The sequence below is a fragment of the Microbacterium sp. A84 genome (genome assembly GCF_051842815.1).
Classification (GTDB): domain Bacteria; phylum Actinomycetota; class Actinomycetes; order Actinomycetales; family Microbacteriaceae; genus Microbacterium.
This window is the reverse complement of the sequence record NZ_JBPXMS010000002.1, coordinates 108850-124718: the sequence shown is the minus strand read 5'-3', so window position 1 is coordinate 124718 and position 15869 is coordinate 108850. Positions and strand designations below refer to the sequence as shown.

Here is a 15869-nt window from a genome sequence, read left to right as displayed (position 1 = left end):
CGCTTCGTGTCGCCGCGCGCGCAGGATGTTGTCTCACCCCGGATGCCGGGCCACCTATGCACCGAGTACCTCGCTTGCCAGCCGCCTGGGGGACTGAATCTGCCCTGAAGCAAGCGAAAGGCCCTAGATCCAGTCGTCCGGCTGGGTTTCTAAGGCCTTCTTCCCGATCCGTCGCAACGGGAGGCACTATCAATATAACTCGCCGACTTCGACCCGGCACCAGCTCCGAGCCCGCTCGAGCTCGGCCAACCCGCGGCCCCAGCCTCGAGAATGGCCCAGCTGCATGAGACGGGTGTTCCCGCGGCCCGTCTCGTGCGGCAAACCGATTCTCGCGGCTGCATCCAGCCCGCGAGCACCTCGTTCGACGCACTCGGGCCTGATCGAGACAACATCTCCCGCACGCCGCAACAGCCGCGGCGTGAGCCACCACCGAAGACATGGTGCTTCACGCGCTTCGTGTCGCCGCGCGCGCAGGATGTTGCCTCACCCCGGATGCCGCGACCATCCACGCGCCGCCACCCCCGCCCGCCGCGCCCCCACCCACCCGACCCACCATTTGACCGCTACACCACGCCGCATTACACTTGATCAGGTGTGTGCACGTCTTGGCGTGCCTGCACACGGGCTCCGGTCCATATCGGTCCGCCCCCACGGCATACCCACCACACCAAAAGCTAAGCGATTCCGCGCGGCCGGTGGGTCATGAGGTGAAACCCATCACGCTGTCACCGTGCAGCACTATGAGGAGAGAACGTGCCAACTATTCAGCAGTTGGTTCGCAAGGGACGCTCGCCCAAGGTCACTAAGACCAAGGCGCCCGCCCTGAAGTCGAACCCGCAGCAGGCCGGGGTATGCACCCGCGTCTACACCACCACCCCGAAGAAGCCGAACTCGGCGATGCGCAAGGTCGCTCGTGTGAAGCTTCGTAACGGCGCTGAAGTTACGGCGTACATCCCCGGTGAGGGACACAACCTGCAGGAGCACTCTTTGGTGCTCGTCCGCGGCGGTCGTGTCAAGGACCTCCCCGGTGTGCGTTACAAGATCGTCCGTGGCGCCCTGGACACCCAGGCAGTCAAGAACCGTAAGCAGGCTCGTAGCCTCTACGGCGCGAAGAAGGGTTAAGACCAATGCCTCGTAAGGGTCCCGCCCAGAAACGCCCCGTCGTCAACGATCCCGTATACGGCGCTCCGATCGTCACCTCGCTTGTCAACAAGATCCTTGTTGATGGCAAGAAGTCGCTCGCAGAGTCGATCGTCTACGGCGCCCTCCGCGGCGTCGAGGCGAAGAACAGCCAGGACGCTGTCGCAACCCTCAAGAAGGCGCTCGACAACGTGCGCCCCACCCTTGAGGTTCGTAGCCGCCGCGTTGGTGGCTCGACCTACCAGGTGCCGATCGAAGTCAAGCCGCACCGTGCGAACACTCTCGCGCTGCGCTGGCTCGTCAGCTACGCCAAGGGTCGTCGCGAGAAGACCATGACCGAGCGTCTCCAGAACGAAATTCTGGATGCCTCGAACGGCCTGGGCGCTGCTGTCAAGCGCCGTGAGGACACTCACAAGATGGCCGAGTCGAACCGCGCGTTCGCTCACTACCGCTGGTAAACAGCCTTTGCCCGTTCCCGGTCGCGTGCCGGGGACGGGCACCCAAACTTTCGCAGTTGTACGGCTAGATAGAAAAGGACACTCCAGTGGCACAAGACGTGCTCACCGACCTGAGCAAGGTCCGCAACATCGGCATCATGGCGCACATCGATGCTGGCAAGACCACCACCACCGAGCGCATCCTGTTCTACACGGGCGTCAACCACAAGCTTGGCGAGACACACGACGGTGGCGCAACGACTGACTGGATGGAGCAGGAGAAGGAACGCGGCATCACGATCACGTCTGCCGCCGTGACCTGCTTCTGGGACAACAACCAGATCAACATCATTGACACCCCCGGCCACGTGGACTTCACCGTTGAGGTGGAGCGTTCGCTCCGCGTGCTCGACGGTGCTGTCGCTGTGTTCGACGGCAAGGAGGGCGTTGAGCCCCAGTCCGAGACCGTCTGGCGCCAGGCTGACAAGTACAACGTTCCGCGTATCTGCTTCGTCAACAAGATGGACAAGCTCGGCGCTGACTTCTACTACACCGTCGACACGATCATCAACCGTCTTGGTGCGAAGCCGCTCGTGCTTCAGCTGCCGATCGGTGCTGAGAGCGACTTCATCGGTGTCGTCGACCTCGTCGAGATGCGTGCGCTTGTCTGGGCAGGTGACTCCAAGGGTGACGTGACCATGGGCGCTTCCTACGAGGTTCAGGAGATTCCTGAGAACCTCAAGGAGAAGGCCGCCGAGTACCGTCAGCTTCTGCTGGAGACGGTCGCCGAGACTGACGACGCGCTGCTGGAGAAGTTCTTCGGTGGCGAAGACCTCACGGTCGCCGAGGTCAAGGGTGCGATCCGCAAGATGGTCGTCAACTCTGAGATCTACCCGGTCCTGTGTGGTTCCGCGTTCAAGAACCGCGGCGTGCAGCCGATGCTGGATGCTGTTGTCGACTACCTGCCGAACCCCCTCGACGTCGGTGCTATTGAGGCACACGACCCGAAGGACTACGACACGATCATCGAGCGCAACCCCAGCGCGACGGACCCGTTCGCGGCTCTGGCGTTCAAGGTTGCTGTGCACCCGTTCTTCGGTCGCCTCACGTACATTCGCGTGTACTCGGGTCACCTGGATTCTGGTTCTGCGGTCATCAACTCGACCAAGGGCAAGAAGGAGCGCATCGGGAAGGTCTTCCAGATGCACGCCAACAAGGAGAACCCGGTCGCCGGAGTCACCGCGGGCAACATCTACGCTGTGATCGGTCTGAAGGACACCACCACCGGTGACACCCTCACTGACCCGGCATCCCCGGTCGTCCTCGAGTCGATGACGTTCCCGGAGCCTGTCATCGAGGTTGCGATCGAGCCGAAGACGAAGGCCGACCAGGAGAAGCTGGGTGTCGCCATCCAGAAGCTCGCTGAGGAGGACCCGACCTTCCGCACGGAGCTCAACCCCGAGACTGGTCAGACGACCATCAAGGGCATGGGCGAGCTGCACCTCGACATCCTCGTGGATCGTATGAAGCGCGAGTTCAACGTCGAGGCGAACGTCGGCAAGCCCCAGGTGGCTTACCGCGAGACGATCAAGAAGACCGTAGAGAAGCACGACTACACCCACAAGAAGCAGACGGGTGGATCGGGTCAGTTCGCAAAGATCCAGTTCAACATCGAGCCGCTCGATTTGGATGCTGAGAAGACTTACGAGTTCGTGAACGCCGTCACCGGTGGTCGCATTCCGCGTGAGTACATTGGTTCCATCGATGCTGGTTTCCAGGATGCTATGAACGTCGGCGTTCTCGCCGGCTTCCCGATCGTGGGCGTCAAGGCGACCCTCGTTGACGGTGCTGCTCACGACGTCGACTCCTCGGAGATGGCGTTCAAGATCGCTGGTTCCATGGGCTTCAAGGAAGCTCTCCGTCGCGCCAACCCTGTGCTCCTTGAGCCGTTGATGGCCGTCGAAGTGCGTACTCCTGAGGAGTACATGGGCGATGTCATCGGCGACCTGAACTCACGTCGTGGCTCGATCCAGTCGATGGAAGATGCTGCTGGCGTCAAGGTCGTTCGCGCGTCGGTTCCGCTGTCCGAGATGTTCGGCTACATCGGTGACCTGCGCTCGAAGACTTCGGGTCGTGCTGTTTACTCGATGGAATTCGACTCCTACGCTGAGGTCCCCAGGGCTGTGGCGGACGAGATCGTCCAGAAGATCAAGGGCGAATAACCCTTTCGATCCGGATGCCTCGTGAGGGGCATCCGGATCACACTCACAACTTCACATGCAATCTCTCTACTAAACTGAGAATCAAACCCCGTAGGGAACCGGTCACAAACCAGTGCCCGGCAATCTCTACACGAACGTCCTGAGGAGGACCCAGTGGCCAAGGCCAAGTTCGAGCGGACCAAGCCGCACGTCAACATCGGAACCATCGGTCACGTTGACCACGGCAAGACGACGCTGTCCGCAGCCATCTCCAAGGTGCTCGCTGACAAGTACCCGTCGGCCACCAACGTGCAGCGTGACTTCGCTACCATCGACTCGGCGCCGGAAGAGCGCCAGCGTGGTATCACGATCAACATCTCGCACATTGAGTACGAGACCCCCAAGCGCCACTACGCGCACGTTGACGCTCCCGGCCACGCCGACTACGTCAAGAACATGATCACCGGTGCCGCTCAGATGGATGGCGCAATCCTCGTGGTTGCCGCTACCGACGGCCCGATGGCTCAGACCCGTGAGCACGTTCTGCTCGCCAAGCAGGTCGGCGTGCCGTACCTGATGGTCGCGCTGAACAAGAGCGACATGGTTGACGACGAAGAGATCCTTGAGCTCGTCGAGCTCGAGGTTCGCGAGTTGCTCTCCAGCCAGGGCTTCGACGGCGACAACGCACCTGTCATTCAGGTCTCGGCGCTCAAGGCGCTCGAGGGTGAAGAGAAGTGGGTCGAGCGTATCGTCGAGCTCATGCAGGCTGTCGATGACAGCGTGCCGGACCCCGAGCGTGACCGCGACAAGCCGTTCCTTATGCCTGTTGAGGACGTCTTCACGATCACCGGTCGTGGAACGGTCGTCACCGGCCGCGCCGAGCGTGGAACCCTCAAGATCAACTCTGAGGTCGAGATCGTCGGCATCCGCCCGACGCAGAAGACCACGGTCACTGGTATCGAGATGTTCCACAAGCAGCTCGACGAGGCATGGGCCGGCGAGAACTGTGGTCTGCTGCTTCGCGGTCTGAAGCGTGAAGACGTTGAGCGCGGCCAGGTCGTCGTTCAGCCGGGTACGGTTACGCCGCACACCGACTTCGAGGGCACCGCGTACATCCTTTCCAAGGAAGAGGGCGGGCGTCACAACCCGTTCTACACGAACTACCGCCCGCAGTTCTACTTCCGCACCACCGACGTCACCGGCGTCATCACGCTGCCTGAGGGCACCGAGATGGTCATGCCTGGTGACACCACTGACATGACGGTCGCGCTGATCCAGCCGATCGCTATGGAAGACGGCCTCGGCTTCGCCATCCGTGAGGGTGGACGCACCGTGGGCGCTGGTACGGTCACGAAGATCATCAAGTAAGTACTCTTACTTCTCAAACGGGTCGGGCCTTCGGGTCCGGCCCGTTTGTCGTTGGCGGATGGTGGATGCCGGATGCTGCGGAGCCGCGCAGCGCGTTTGCCGGCTCGAGAATGGGGTGCGAATCATGACCCCTGCGATCAATCCGCAGCCCCTGATCCGTGTCGTAGGTGGCTTGTAGGATCTGCGTGTGACACCTCGAAACTTTGGAAGAGACGCCAATCGCGCATCGCGTCGTGCTGCAGCCGAAGAGGCCGCTGCAGTCGAGGCCCAGCGGTGGACGATCCCAGATGGGCTCCCCGTTGATGAAACCGTCGATCGATGGCTTGATGACGCCGAAGCGAGGTGCACAAACACTGGCCGCCAGCGACTGAATCAGGTCGTCTCCAGCGAGTTGTGATCCGGGCGATCCGCTCCCAAGCTGACATAGAAGACACCTTCGGCGCATCAGTTGACGAAATCTTCGATAATTTGGTCATAAATGAAGGGAAGTGGCGTGATGGCCGCTGACACCGACACTCTCATCCGTACCCGTTACGCGCGCGACCTGATGAAGTCCGTCGTGCGCAATAATCTGCACTCAGTACTCACGGTGAAGGCAGCTGACGGAACCTCACCTATCGTTGTTGCTTTGGGGCACGAGAAGGTCGATGTTGTATTCGCGCGTGTACAGAGCGCGGGAGGTTCAGCGAACCTGTTTGTCGTCGACTCAGACGAGAAGCTTCACATCATCGAGATGGTCGCTAAGCATCAAGCGCCCGCTGAGTCGGATATTGAGCTGGAGAAGTCGACCGATGTCTCCGACGTGCACAACAACATCACGATGGACTTTCTTGTGATGTTCATGCGCCAACAGTCGGCGAAGACCGGCATACTGCGCGTTCGGTTCTCAGGCATAGATCTGGAGGCGACCGCGGGCGCTGAATTGGACCTGGCCGCAGCCTGAGACGTGCTTTCGGCGCGATCGGAGGCATCCGGGTCGGGCCTTCGGGTCCGGCCCGTTTGTCGTTGGCAGATGGTGGATGCCGGATGCCGCAGCAGACGGGAAGATCGCATCGCTCAACAGTGACTCACTCGACACAGTGAGCTGAGGCCGAGTAACGTGCCGATTGGGCCCAACGCCCCACTACCGAGTGACCGAAGCGCCGTCGATCAGGCCGCGTGTCACGGCGATGTCGAACGCCTCCTGGCGCGATCCTGCTCCGAGCTTTCGATAGATGCTCTTCAGATGATGTTTTACGGTGTTCGGTGAGATGAAGAGCGAGCGCGCGGTCTTCTCGGTCGTCTTCTCTGCGGCGATCTTCATGAGCACGCGCAGCTCCGTTTCGCTGAGCTCCTCGTTCGGCCCAACAGATGCGAACAGATCGGGCACGCGGAGTAGCGCGGCGATCGCCGGGTCTGCGGTGTCGATCCGCGCGTTGGCGATGAGCAGTTCCAGGTCGGAGCGTGGGATCTTGGCGAGTGGCGTCGCCAACTGCAGTTCGACGAGCGACGAGAACGCATGGCGGGTCGTTTCTTCAGACTTTCGCTGCAGCCCCAACCGTAGCTCGGCCACGGCAGTGATGAGCATTGCCTCGAGCCGCATCCGGTGCGCTCCGTGGCGGTGTTCTCGCGTGTGCTGCAGCGTCCGCGCTGCGCTCATCAACGCGGCTTTCGAGTTCCCGGCGAGCAAAGACACTCGCGCCCGTGCCAGCTCGAGCTCGGGATGGTTCAGATCGGCGCCGTGCAGAATTGTACGGGCGCGCCGAACGTCGCCCTGATACAGCGCCAGGGTGGCGCGCATCGCCGTGAGGGATGCCCGCATGGCCGCGATCGGCTCTGGCCGTGTCTCGTGGCGAGAGATCGCAGCATCCAACGCTGACTCCGCCGTGCGCGCGCAGTGCGAATATAGGAGTGCGCGAGCCTCAGCCAGGGCGATGAACGGCCACGTTTCGGCAGCCCGTTCGTGGTGGCGGAGCGCCGTGATCTCTCTCAGCGCGGCATCTGAGTCGAAGGCGTCGATGGCAACCCACGCACGCGCGATTCTCAGGTTGATACGCCCGAAGTGGTCATCCCAATCGGCCAGCGCATCGAAGGATTCCGCTTCGGCGATCCTGATCCGCGCCGACGCGACGTCGCCGCTAATCGCTGTCGCCAGCGCTTGCCCGTTCAACCCGCGCACGGCGTCGAGCGGCAGCCCCTTGGCCTGCGCATCCGTCGCACACAGCACGTAGTGGCGCTCGGCGTTCGCGTAGTCCCCAGCGAACAACCGCGTCAATGCCAAAACAGCGTGGATCATCGGAAGCGAATTGCGTGCATCCGGGATAGCAGGCGTTGCAGGGTTCGCGAGTTGAGCAGAGACGATGTCGGCCATCCGGACGGCGTCGTCGCTTTGGCCCATGAGACGGTACAGCCCGGTCAGCACAGCAGATTCAGTGAAGGGCAACGCGCTCTCGTCGCTCACTCTTGAGTGGACAGCGGTATTGAGCAGATCGAACCAACCGTCGAGCCAGGCAAGCGGAACAGCCGGGTTGGAGTGGGCGTGGATCCACAGCGCGCTGAGCAGAATCGGATAGGCCGCGAGCTGGACGGCCGGAATGTCTCGTAGCACCGCAGCCGTGCGTGCGGCGTGCACGCTGGTCAGGATCGGATAGTTCCTGGTCAGGACCGCGTTGGCCGCGTCCAGATCTCCCAGGACGCAGAGGATGCTGAGTGCCTGATCGGGACGGCCTGGCTCGACGTAGCTCGAATATTGACGGCGAATCTCTGCGAGCTGTTCGTCGTCGAGCTCTTCTTCTGCCGTCCTCTTCAGAGCTTCGCGCATGTAGGGATGGTGTGCGAAGACTGTGCCCTGCGGAGTCGGCCGCTTGGTCGTCACGCCGAGTGATTTTAACTGTCGGATGGCGGCCGCCGTGCGTGTGCGGGGGAGCGATCCGATTGACGCGGCGAAAGACAGCGAGAACTCTGCGCACACAGACGTGACAAGCAGCAGGTGTCGCGCATCTTCGTTGAGGCGGGCGAGCAGCGTTCCTATGTAATCCGAGACGAAGCGGGCGTGCCCATCCCGCACGCTCCGCACGAGGGCGGGAGAGTGCCCGTTGCCGTGAGTGAGTGCGAGAGCGCGCGTGGCCAACGGCCACCCGCCGGTCTGCTCGAAGATTGAGGATGCTGTCGCCACAGGCTCGGATCCACGGTGCAATTCCAACAGTTCGTGCGTCTCATTCAGTGTGAACGCGAATGAGGTGGCATCCACCACTGTCATGGGGATACGGGCGGCGGTCTGCGTCGAGTCCAGAGGACTGCGGGCCCTGGATGCGAGGACGAACGTCACCGACGAGGTTGATTCCAACAGGGTGATGACGTCGTCATCGATCGCGGCCTCGTCGATCAGATGAAAGTCGTCGATCACCACGATGATGCGGTTCGCGAGGGATGAGAACAGACGAACGAGCGTGCTGCGCATGCCGAACTGCGCGAGCACAGTCGTGTCGAATCGCGCGAAATGCGAGTCGCCGGCCGCCACACGCGACTCCTGCACCGTGGTGATCACGCGCGTCCAGAAATGGATGCGACCATGGTCGTCATCGTGCATCGACACCCATATCGTGGGCGGAGCATCCCACGCAGTCGACCGGGCCCATTGGGCAAGCGTCGTCGTCTTGCCCGTGCCTGCAGGACCGTGCACGAGTACGAGCCTCGGTGCGGGCTCTGGCGAGAGAATCGGCGCGCGAAATCTCTCGCGAACGAGAGTCGCACCCTCAAGCACCGGGGCGAAATACACTTTTGGCCTGTGCCTGTCAGCAGCTGACAAGCTCCCGGCCGGGCGGTTGGCCACGATCTCCATTTTCAACAGCGTATCGGGTCGCCTCCACCAAGTCGTAATCATCATCGTGAAACGTGCAGAGCGGGTAGTTGAGTGGGTGGTTCCCGGGGTGAACTCCTGTCATGACCGAGCACAGTCGATAGCGTCGATTTTGAGCACCCGATTCCGGGCGCTCAACGTCTTGTTTGAGGGGGAGCTGTGCGCGCATCCATGGAGGGCCGTCCGATTCGAAACCGGGGTCGAGAGAGGCCTTCGGGTCCATTCGTCGCGGCGAGGTCAGGTCGAGGGTTGATCCGGTCGGCTCGCGCCGTTGCGGCGGTCGTGGCGTCCGCCACGCTTGTGTTGACGGGATTTGTGTCTCCGGCCATGGCCGCGCCGCAGTCGGTGCATGAGATCACCGCAAACTGGGCAGGTGACCCGGTGCCGACGGAGGCACCCTTCGGTCAGCCGGTGACAGCGGAGTTCCATGTGAACACCAATGACAACGGCGACCCGTACACGAACGAACCGGTCGAGAACGTGCGCGCCACTCTCACCGTAGGCAACGGGGCGTTCACGAGCATCCCGCAGGTGTGTAAGACCACTGGCGTGACGCCCATCTCCGAGATCTCGACGGATGGCACGGCCCTGCTCTGCAACCTCGGAACGATCACCGAGGGCACCGCATCGGTCATCCAGGCCCCAGTGCGTGCGACCTCTACTGAAGGCGGCGACCTGACCGTCGTCGGCACTGCCACCTCCGACTCGGCGGTTGCCGAGGCCGGCCCCGCTGACCCAGGCCCCCTGCCCATCACCTACAGCCACGGCATGGACTTGTCGCTTGTTCAGGCTCCCGCAAGCCAGGGCAACCTGCACGAGAGCCGACTCGGCGGTGAGCGTCCGTTCCTCCAGATGAACTACTCGCTCATCCTCGACGCCGGCAGTCGTCCGGGGCCGGAAAGCTACGCGTTCCCCGTGAGCATCAGCGCAAACGTCGCCGGGGCGACCACCGGGCTTGCCTGGGAAGACTGCGTGCCGATCGGCGACACATCGAAGTCGACAGGTCAGCCGTACTCCGACCCGACAAAGCCGGATCGTACGAACTTCGCCACCTGTGCTGTGAGCGGCACTGGCGCGAACTACACCGTTTCGCTCTCGGGTCTTGAGTACACGCTGGTCAACGCCCCGGTCAACGACAGCTTCGACCAGCCGCTCCCCGGCAACGGGGTTTACATCGCATCGGGGACCGTGCAGTTCAGCATCCCCGCAGCTGTGACCGAGATCACCACCTACACGTTCACCTCGACGCCGGGCGCATTCGTGTTCGAAGACGGTGTGTCGCAGGCCGACGGGAATGCGGCCAACAACGTCTCGAGTGGCACGCTTCCGCCTCCTGGCGGCTTCAGCAACATCTGGGATGGCTCTCCCACCCACTCGCGCACAAAGTGGGACGACAACCTCTGGGTGAGCCCAGGCACCAGTGCCGACTTGTCGATGCCGCAGACTGGCATCGACACCCAGGACGACTATGACGAGGCACTTGCCAACGGCACCTTGATGCGAGTACCCCTTTACCACCAAGCGACCAGCAAGGTGTGGACTGGCTACCAAGGCGCGGGTGGCGCGCAGATGGCTGGCGTGTGCACGCTGAGCCAGAACCCCGCCTTCGTCATGGACGGCTTCGAAGGCGGTGGCTGGAATAACCTTGTTTCCGGGGGTTCCGGTTACGAGAACTACGAGACGGCGCGGTTCTTCTACACGACGCAGGTATTGGACACCAAGACTGAGACGTGTGGTGAAGAGGCTCCGAGCGCGAAGTGGATCGAAGTTGTACCGCCAGCCGGTGATTCGCTGACCGACCCTCGCATTGCCAGCGACATCTTGATGGATCTCCCGGCTGGAGCGACTGGCGTCAAGATGACCTGGAACCCCGCCATCGATCGTGCTGATCAGTCGTTCGTCCGTGCCTTCGGACACATCGACCCGGCCGCACCGACGTCCGGTGAGGGTTGGACGATCGGGGCATTCAACGCACCGTACGACCTTCCCGAGAGGTGGCCCGGTTACCCGACGGAGAACAACTGGATCAACCTCAGCACAGTCGGAGGTGGAACCGTCATTCCGGGCAGTACATACGGCCCCAATACGAACGCATCGCGAGACGCTTTCCGTCTTCAGGGGGCTCAGGGACTGATCGAGAAGGTCGTCTCCGACACCACCGCGCAGCCGGGCGTGCCGGTCACCTATACGCTCCGCGCTCAGGCGCAGAACATCATCACGAGCCCGCCGCCGGCGACCTTCGACGTGGTCGACACCCTCCCGGATGGGATGGTGTACGTGCCGGACTCGGGCGAACCCGTCCCGACGAGTGTGAGCCCTGATGGGCGCACCATCACGTGGACGTTCACAGATGTCACCCCGAACGTGTTCCAGGAGATCAGTTACCAGGGTCAGCGTCCTGCCGACAGCGTCATTGCTCCCGGTACCCGTCTGACCAACGTTGCCGTGATCAACGTGGTCGGCGATAACCGTCCGGCGAACACGGCAGGCCGCACAGCAAGGGCCACAGTTACCGTGCCGAGTGCATCAGCCACGATGTTCGGCAAGTCCACTGAGGCAAATGTGCTCTCGTTCGAGGGTGACAGCTCCGCGTGGGTGCTGACGATCAACTCGCAGGATCCGGTCGTGAACGAGTTCACCGACACGATCGACATCCTTCCCGCGGTCGGCGACGGTCGCGGTACAAACATCGACGGCACATACGCCATCACCGGTGTCGATGCGCCTGCTGGCTCGACGGTGTACTACACCGATGCGCCATTCGCTTCGGTGTCCGGCGACCCGCGTGATCCGTCCAACGGCGGCACGCCTGGCTCGGTCGCAGGAAACACGGTGGACTGGTCGACAACGGCGATCGCGAACCCGACCGCTATCCGTGTGATCGCACCTGAACTCGTTCCGGGTGCGATGCAGACGATTCGTATCGAGTTCACGACGCCCGCCGGAAGCAGCTGTGAAGCTCCTGCCGCGGGTGACAACAAGCCGGGCCAGATCATGGTCAACTCGGCCAGCTCTTACGCGGGGCACACTGCCCTTCCGATGCTCTCATCGGCAGTGACCGAGATCGGCAGCTGCTATGCCGCGAACCTAAAGAAATACGTACAGGATTCTGCGGGTGTGTGGCACGATGCGAACACGATCGCCGATGCCCCGACGTTCAAGGTCGGCGACACCATCCGGTACCGGATCGTCGTCGAGAACATCGGCCAGGGCACGCTGACCAACGTCGTTGTTTCTGACGACCTGCAGCCCGCGCTTGGTTCGTTCACGATCGACTCTCTCGCCCGTGGCGAGAGTGAAACGCATGAGTTCGAGATCATCGCGGATGCCACGATGGACGAGAACATGGTCAACACAGCCTGTGCTGATGCGGATGCTCCGCCGGCACCGGAGCTGCCAGCCACGATCAACTGCGACCCGGCAGTGGTCACGCTCGATGGTGACCCGACGCACGTGAAGTCGCTGCTGTCAGCAACACCGATCGGAAGCGGTCAGTGGGAGCTCGTCTACGGCATTGATGTGACGAACACGTCGACGTACTCGACGGTCTACAACCTCGATGACACGCTGCGCTTCACCGACCAGGCTGAGATTACTTCAGCGACGGTGACTGCATCCCCGGCAGATGTAACGCTTGCGGTCCCTGCTTGGGATGGCGAAAGTAATGTCACGATCGCCACGAACGCGGCTCTGCTTGCCGCCGACGACGCAGGGTATGCGCCGCACCATTACGAGGTGACCGTGGTCGCCGATGTGCCTTTGCAGTTGGAAGGCGCAGGTTCTGGAGCGGATGACCCGACACAGTGTGGGGCGGCGGATGGTGATGACACTGACCGTGCGTTCAACAACACCTCTCAGCTGACTGACCGTGCGGGTGGGATTGAGGATGACCAGGCGTGCGCGCCGATCCCATCGATCGACATCAACAAGGTCGTGTCGGCAGGTCCGACCCCGAACGAGGATGGCACCTGGACGGTGACGTATGACGTCGTTGCGACGAACACGGGTGCCGAAGCGGGCGTCTATGACATCTCTGACCAGATGACGACTGACGGTGACCTCGAGGTCATCTCCGGTTCCGTCGTGAGCGCGCCGGATGGCATCACGCCGTCCGCAACGTGGACGGGTCTTGGTGCCGAGGGTGCTGAGGAGAACGTCATTGCCACGGAGGTGACTCTGCCTGCTGGTGGTGTTCACACCTACCAGGTCGAGGTTGTTATCGGTCTCGCTGAGGGCACTGAAGGAGCGCCGGTGATCACCGAGTGCTCTGCGGAGCCGGGTGAGAACGGTGGCCTGTCGAACACCGCTGAGCTCGAGCACAACGACCTCACCGACGACGCATCCGCCTGCATCACGGTGGGTATCGTCACGGTCGATAAATCGATCTCTGCAGGTCCGACCCCGAATGGGGACGGCACCTGGACGGTCGTCTATGACATCGTCGCGACCCACGTGGGCGCGGCTGCCGCGGATTACGACGTGACCGACCGCCTGCACTTCGGTGAAGGCATCGAGATCGTCGACGCCGCTGTCACCACTTCACCCGATGGTGTGACCACCAACGGTGATTGGACGGGCCTGGGCGCTGAGGACTCCGATTCGGAGAACCTTGTCGCTAAGGGTGTCACTCTCTCTGAGGGTGGATCGCACCTGTACCAGGTTGAGGTCACTGTCCAGATGGACGAGGCCACCATGGATCCGACTGAGCTCGTATGTGCTCCGGCCGGTTCGGGCGAGTCTGGTGGTCTGGGTAACTCGACCACGCTGACCAGTAACGGCATCGTCGGTCAGGATGACGTCTGCGCGACACTTCCGTTCATCGAGTTGGACAAGCAGGTCGTCGAGGGCAGCCCGATCGCCAACGGCGACGGCACGTGGACGATCGCTTATGACGTCACCGCCACGAACAACGGACAGGTTGTGGGCGACTACGACCTCAGTGACCGGCTCCGCTATGGCGCCGGGATCGAGGTGCAGTCCGCGGCTGTTGTCTCTGGTCCGGAAGGTATCGAGACCAACGCTGAGTGGACTGGTCAGGGCGCTAAGGGTGCAGATGAGAACGTCATCGTCACCGGGATCGCTCTCGACGCCGGTGAGGTTCACACCTACCGTGTCGAGGTCATCGCCTCGATGGACCGTGCAGTGGTCACCCCTGGTGACCTGATCTGCCCGGCTCCGGGATCAGACGCTGACGGCGGGTTCTCGAACACGGCCGGTCTCGTCCACAACGGTGAAGACAAGGATGCTGATGCGTGTGTGTCTGCTCCGCTGATCGAGATCACCAAGTCGCTCTCGGGCGCGGTGACACCGGTCGATGGTGAAGACGGCGTGTATGACGCGACCTATGAGATCACTGTCACCAACAGTGGCGCAGGCGCCGGGGTCTATAACCTCGACGACCAGCTCGCACCCGGTGACGGCGTGTCCGTGGTCGGCATCCAGGGAGTCACTTCTGACGCTGTGGAGCCGGTCGCAATCAACGGTGGCTTCAACGGCATCGACGATCTGCGGATCGTCACAGATCAGAGCATCGCGAGTGGTGCGGATGCACCGGTCGTGCACACCTACACGGTGACCGTGCGGTATGCGGCTGACCTGGCGGGTATCGAGGTTCCTGCTGGCGATGTGTGCACCACGCCGGAGGGCGCGCCGCTTCCTGGCACGCTGAACAACACCGCCACGGTCGGCTGGAACGGTCTGGAGGGCACGGACAACGAGTGCGTGATTCCGGGCAAGCCCACGCTCGACAAGGCGATCGTCTCGGCGACGCCGATCGGAAACGGCCAGTGGGAGGTCGTTTACGACCTCACCGTTGGCAACACCGGCACCGAGGCGACCACCTACGATCTCGACGATGAACTGCTGTTCGCGAAGCAGATCACGGTGGACACCATCACGGCAACCGGTCCTGATGGGATTGCGATCAACGATGGATTCGACGGTGATGGCGACCAGCGCATCGCGACGGACGTGGCCATCATCGGTCTGGATGACGACGGCTACACGCCGCACGTCTACACCGTGACCGTGGTTGCGAATGTGCCGTTGCAGTTCGACGGTTCCGACATGGGCGACGACGGCACCGGATCACCGGCCTGCACGGTTCCTGGCGGTAGCAACCTCATCGAGCAGGGCCTGAACAACGCAGCGACCCTGACCGACGAGGCCGGCGGAACGATCGTCGACACCGATTGCGCGCCAGTGCCGTCGATCGACATCGTGAAGGCCATGGATGGTGCGCCGATCAAGGGTGCGAACGGGGGCTGGACTGTCAACTACACGATCACCGTGCAGAACGACGGCGCAGCGACCGGCGCGTACACCGTGACCGACGAGCTCCGCTACGGTGCCGGCATCGAAGTACTCGATGCGACCGTGGTCTCCGCACCCGAGGGCGTCACGCCCGCGGCAACGTGGACCGGGTTGGGAGAAACCGGCACGGAAGATAACGTCATCGCGACGGATGTGGCCCTGGCCGCAGGCTCTACCCACACCTACCAGGTGAAGGTAGAGGCCAAACTCGACACGGACAAGGCAGACAGCACCACGCTGAAGTGCCCGGCACCGGGTTCGAATGATCGCGGAGGGTTCGCCAACACGGCGGGCGTTGACCACAACGACCTGACGGATGAGGCAACCGCCTGCGACGTTCCGGAGTGGCCGAAGGACGTTCCTCCGCCGCTCGCAGCCACCGGTGGCACCATCGCCCTCGGAACCATCGGTGTAGCCCTGCTGCTCCTGATGGCTGGTGGACTGCTGCTTTACATGCGCCGCCGCAAGGCTGCGGAAGCAGTAGCAGAGTAACCCCACCTCATCGTCCTGCTTGCCGCTACCTCCCCTTGCGGCAAGCAGGACGATGTTGTTTTGGAGGACGGGCCGACCGAC

Annotated in this window: 7 protein-coding genes; 6 read left to right on the top strand and 1 reads right to left on the bottom strand. The window is 62.5% G+C overall.

Annotated elements, in window-relative coordinates:
- Nucleotides 1–753: 753 nt before the first annotated feature.
- From rpsL to ACSU04_RS10950, 5 genes are all read left to right on the top strand, one after another.
- Nucleotides 754–1122 (top strand): 30S ribosomal protein S12, encoded by a 369-nt coding sequence (gene rpsL, locus ACSU04_RS10970; RefSeq protein ID WP_439284754.1) that lies wholly within the window; start codon nt 754–756, stop codon nt 1120–1122.
- Between the two features lie 5 nt (nt 1123–1127).
- Nucleotides 1128–1598 carry a 30S ribosomal protein S7 gene (gene rpsG / locus ACSU04_RS10965; RefSeq protein ID WP_439284752.1) on the top strand — a complete coding sequence of 157 codons (471 nt, stop codon included), beginning with the start codon at nt 1128–1130 and terminating at the stop codon, nt 1596–1598.
- A gap of 86 nt (nt 1599–1684) precedes the next feature.
- Entirely contained in the window at nt 1685–3799 is a 2115-nt protein-coding gene (gene fusA / locus ACSU04_RS10960; protein ID WP_439284750.1) for an elongation factor G, read from the top strand.
- Between the two features lie 153 nt (nt 3800–3952).
- Entirely contained in the window at nt 3953–5146 is a 1194-nt protein-coding gene (gene tuf, locus ACSU04_RS10955; RefSeq protein ID WP_439289514.1) for an elongation factor Tu, read from the top strand.
- A gap of 496 nt (nt 5147–5642) precedes the next feature.
- Entirely contained in the window at nt 5643–6089 is a 447-nt protein-coding gene (locus ACSU04_RS10950) for a hypothetical protein (protein WP_439289513.1), read from the top strand.
- A 180-nt stretch (nt 6090–6269) separates the two neighbouring features.
- On the opposite strand, the gene ACSU04_RS10945 is transcribed toward ACSU04_RS10950, so the two are convergent.
- Nucleotides 6270–8966: a LuxR C-terminal-related transcriptional regulator gene (locus ACSU04_RS10945; RefSeq protein WP_439289512.1), complete on the bottom strand. Its 2697-nt coding sequence runs from the start codon at nt 8964–8966 to the stop codon at nt 6270–6272.
- A gap of 345 nt (nt 8967–9311) precedes the next feature.
- Between ACSU04_RS10945 and ACSU04_RS10940 the strand changes: the two genes are divergently transcribed.
- The gene (locus tag ACSU04_RS10940) at nt 9312–15788 is read left to right on the top strand and encodes a DUF7507 domain-containing protein (protein WP_439289511.1); all 6477 of its coding nucleotides are present in this window, start codon (nt 9312–9314) and stop codon (nt 15786–15788) included.
- Nucleotides 15789–15869: the final 81 nt, after the last annotated feature.

Bases quoted from the DNA above. Each gene is read 5' to 3' on its own strand.
- ACSU04_RS10945 (WP_439289512.1), bottom strand. From the start codon at position 8,966: ATGGAGATCGTGGCCAACCGCCCGGCCGGGAGCTTGTCAGCTGCTGAC.
- ACSU04_RS10950 (WP_439289513.1), top strand. From the start codon at position 5,643: ATGGCCGCTGACACCGACACTCTCATCCGTACCCGTTACGCGCGCGAC.
- ACSU04_RS10940 (WP_439289511.1), top strand. From the start codon at position 9,312: ATGGCCGCGCCGCAGTCGGTGCATGAGATCACCGCAAACTGGGCAGGT.
- rpsG (WP_439284752.1), top strand. From the start codon at position 1,128: ATGCCTCGTAAGGGTCCCGCCCAGAAACGCCCCGTCGTCAACGATCCC.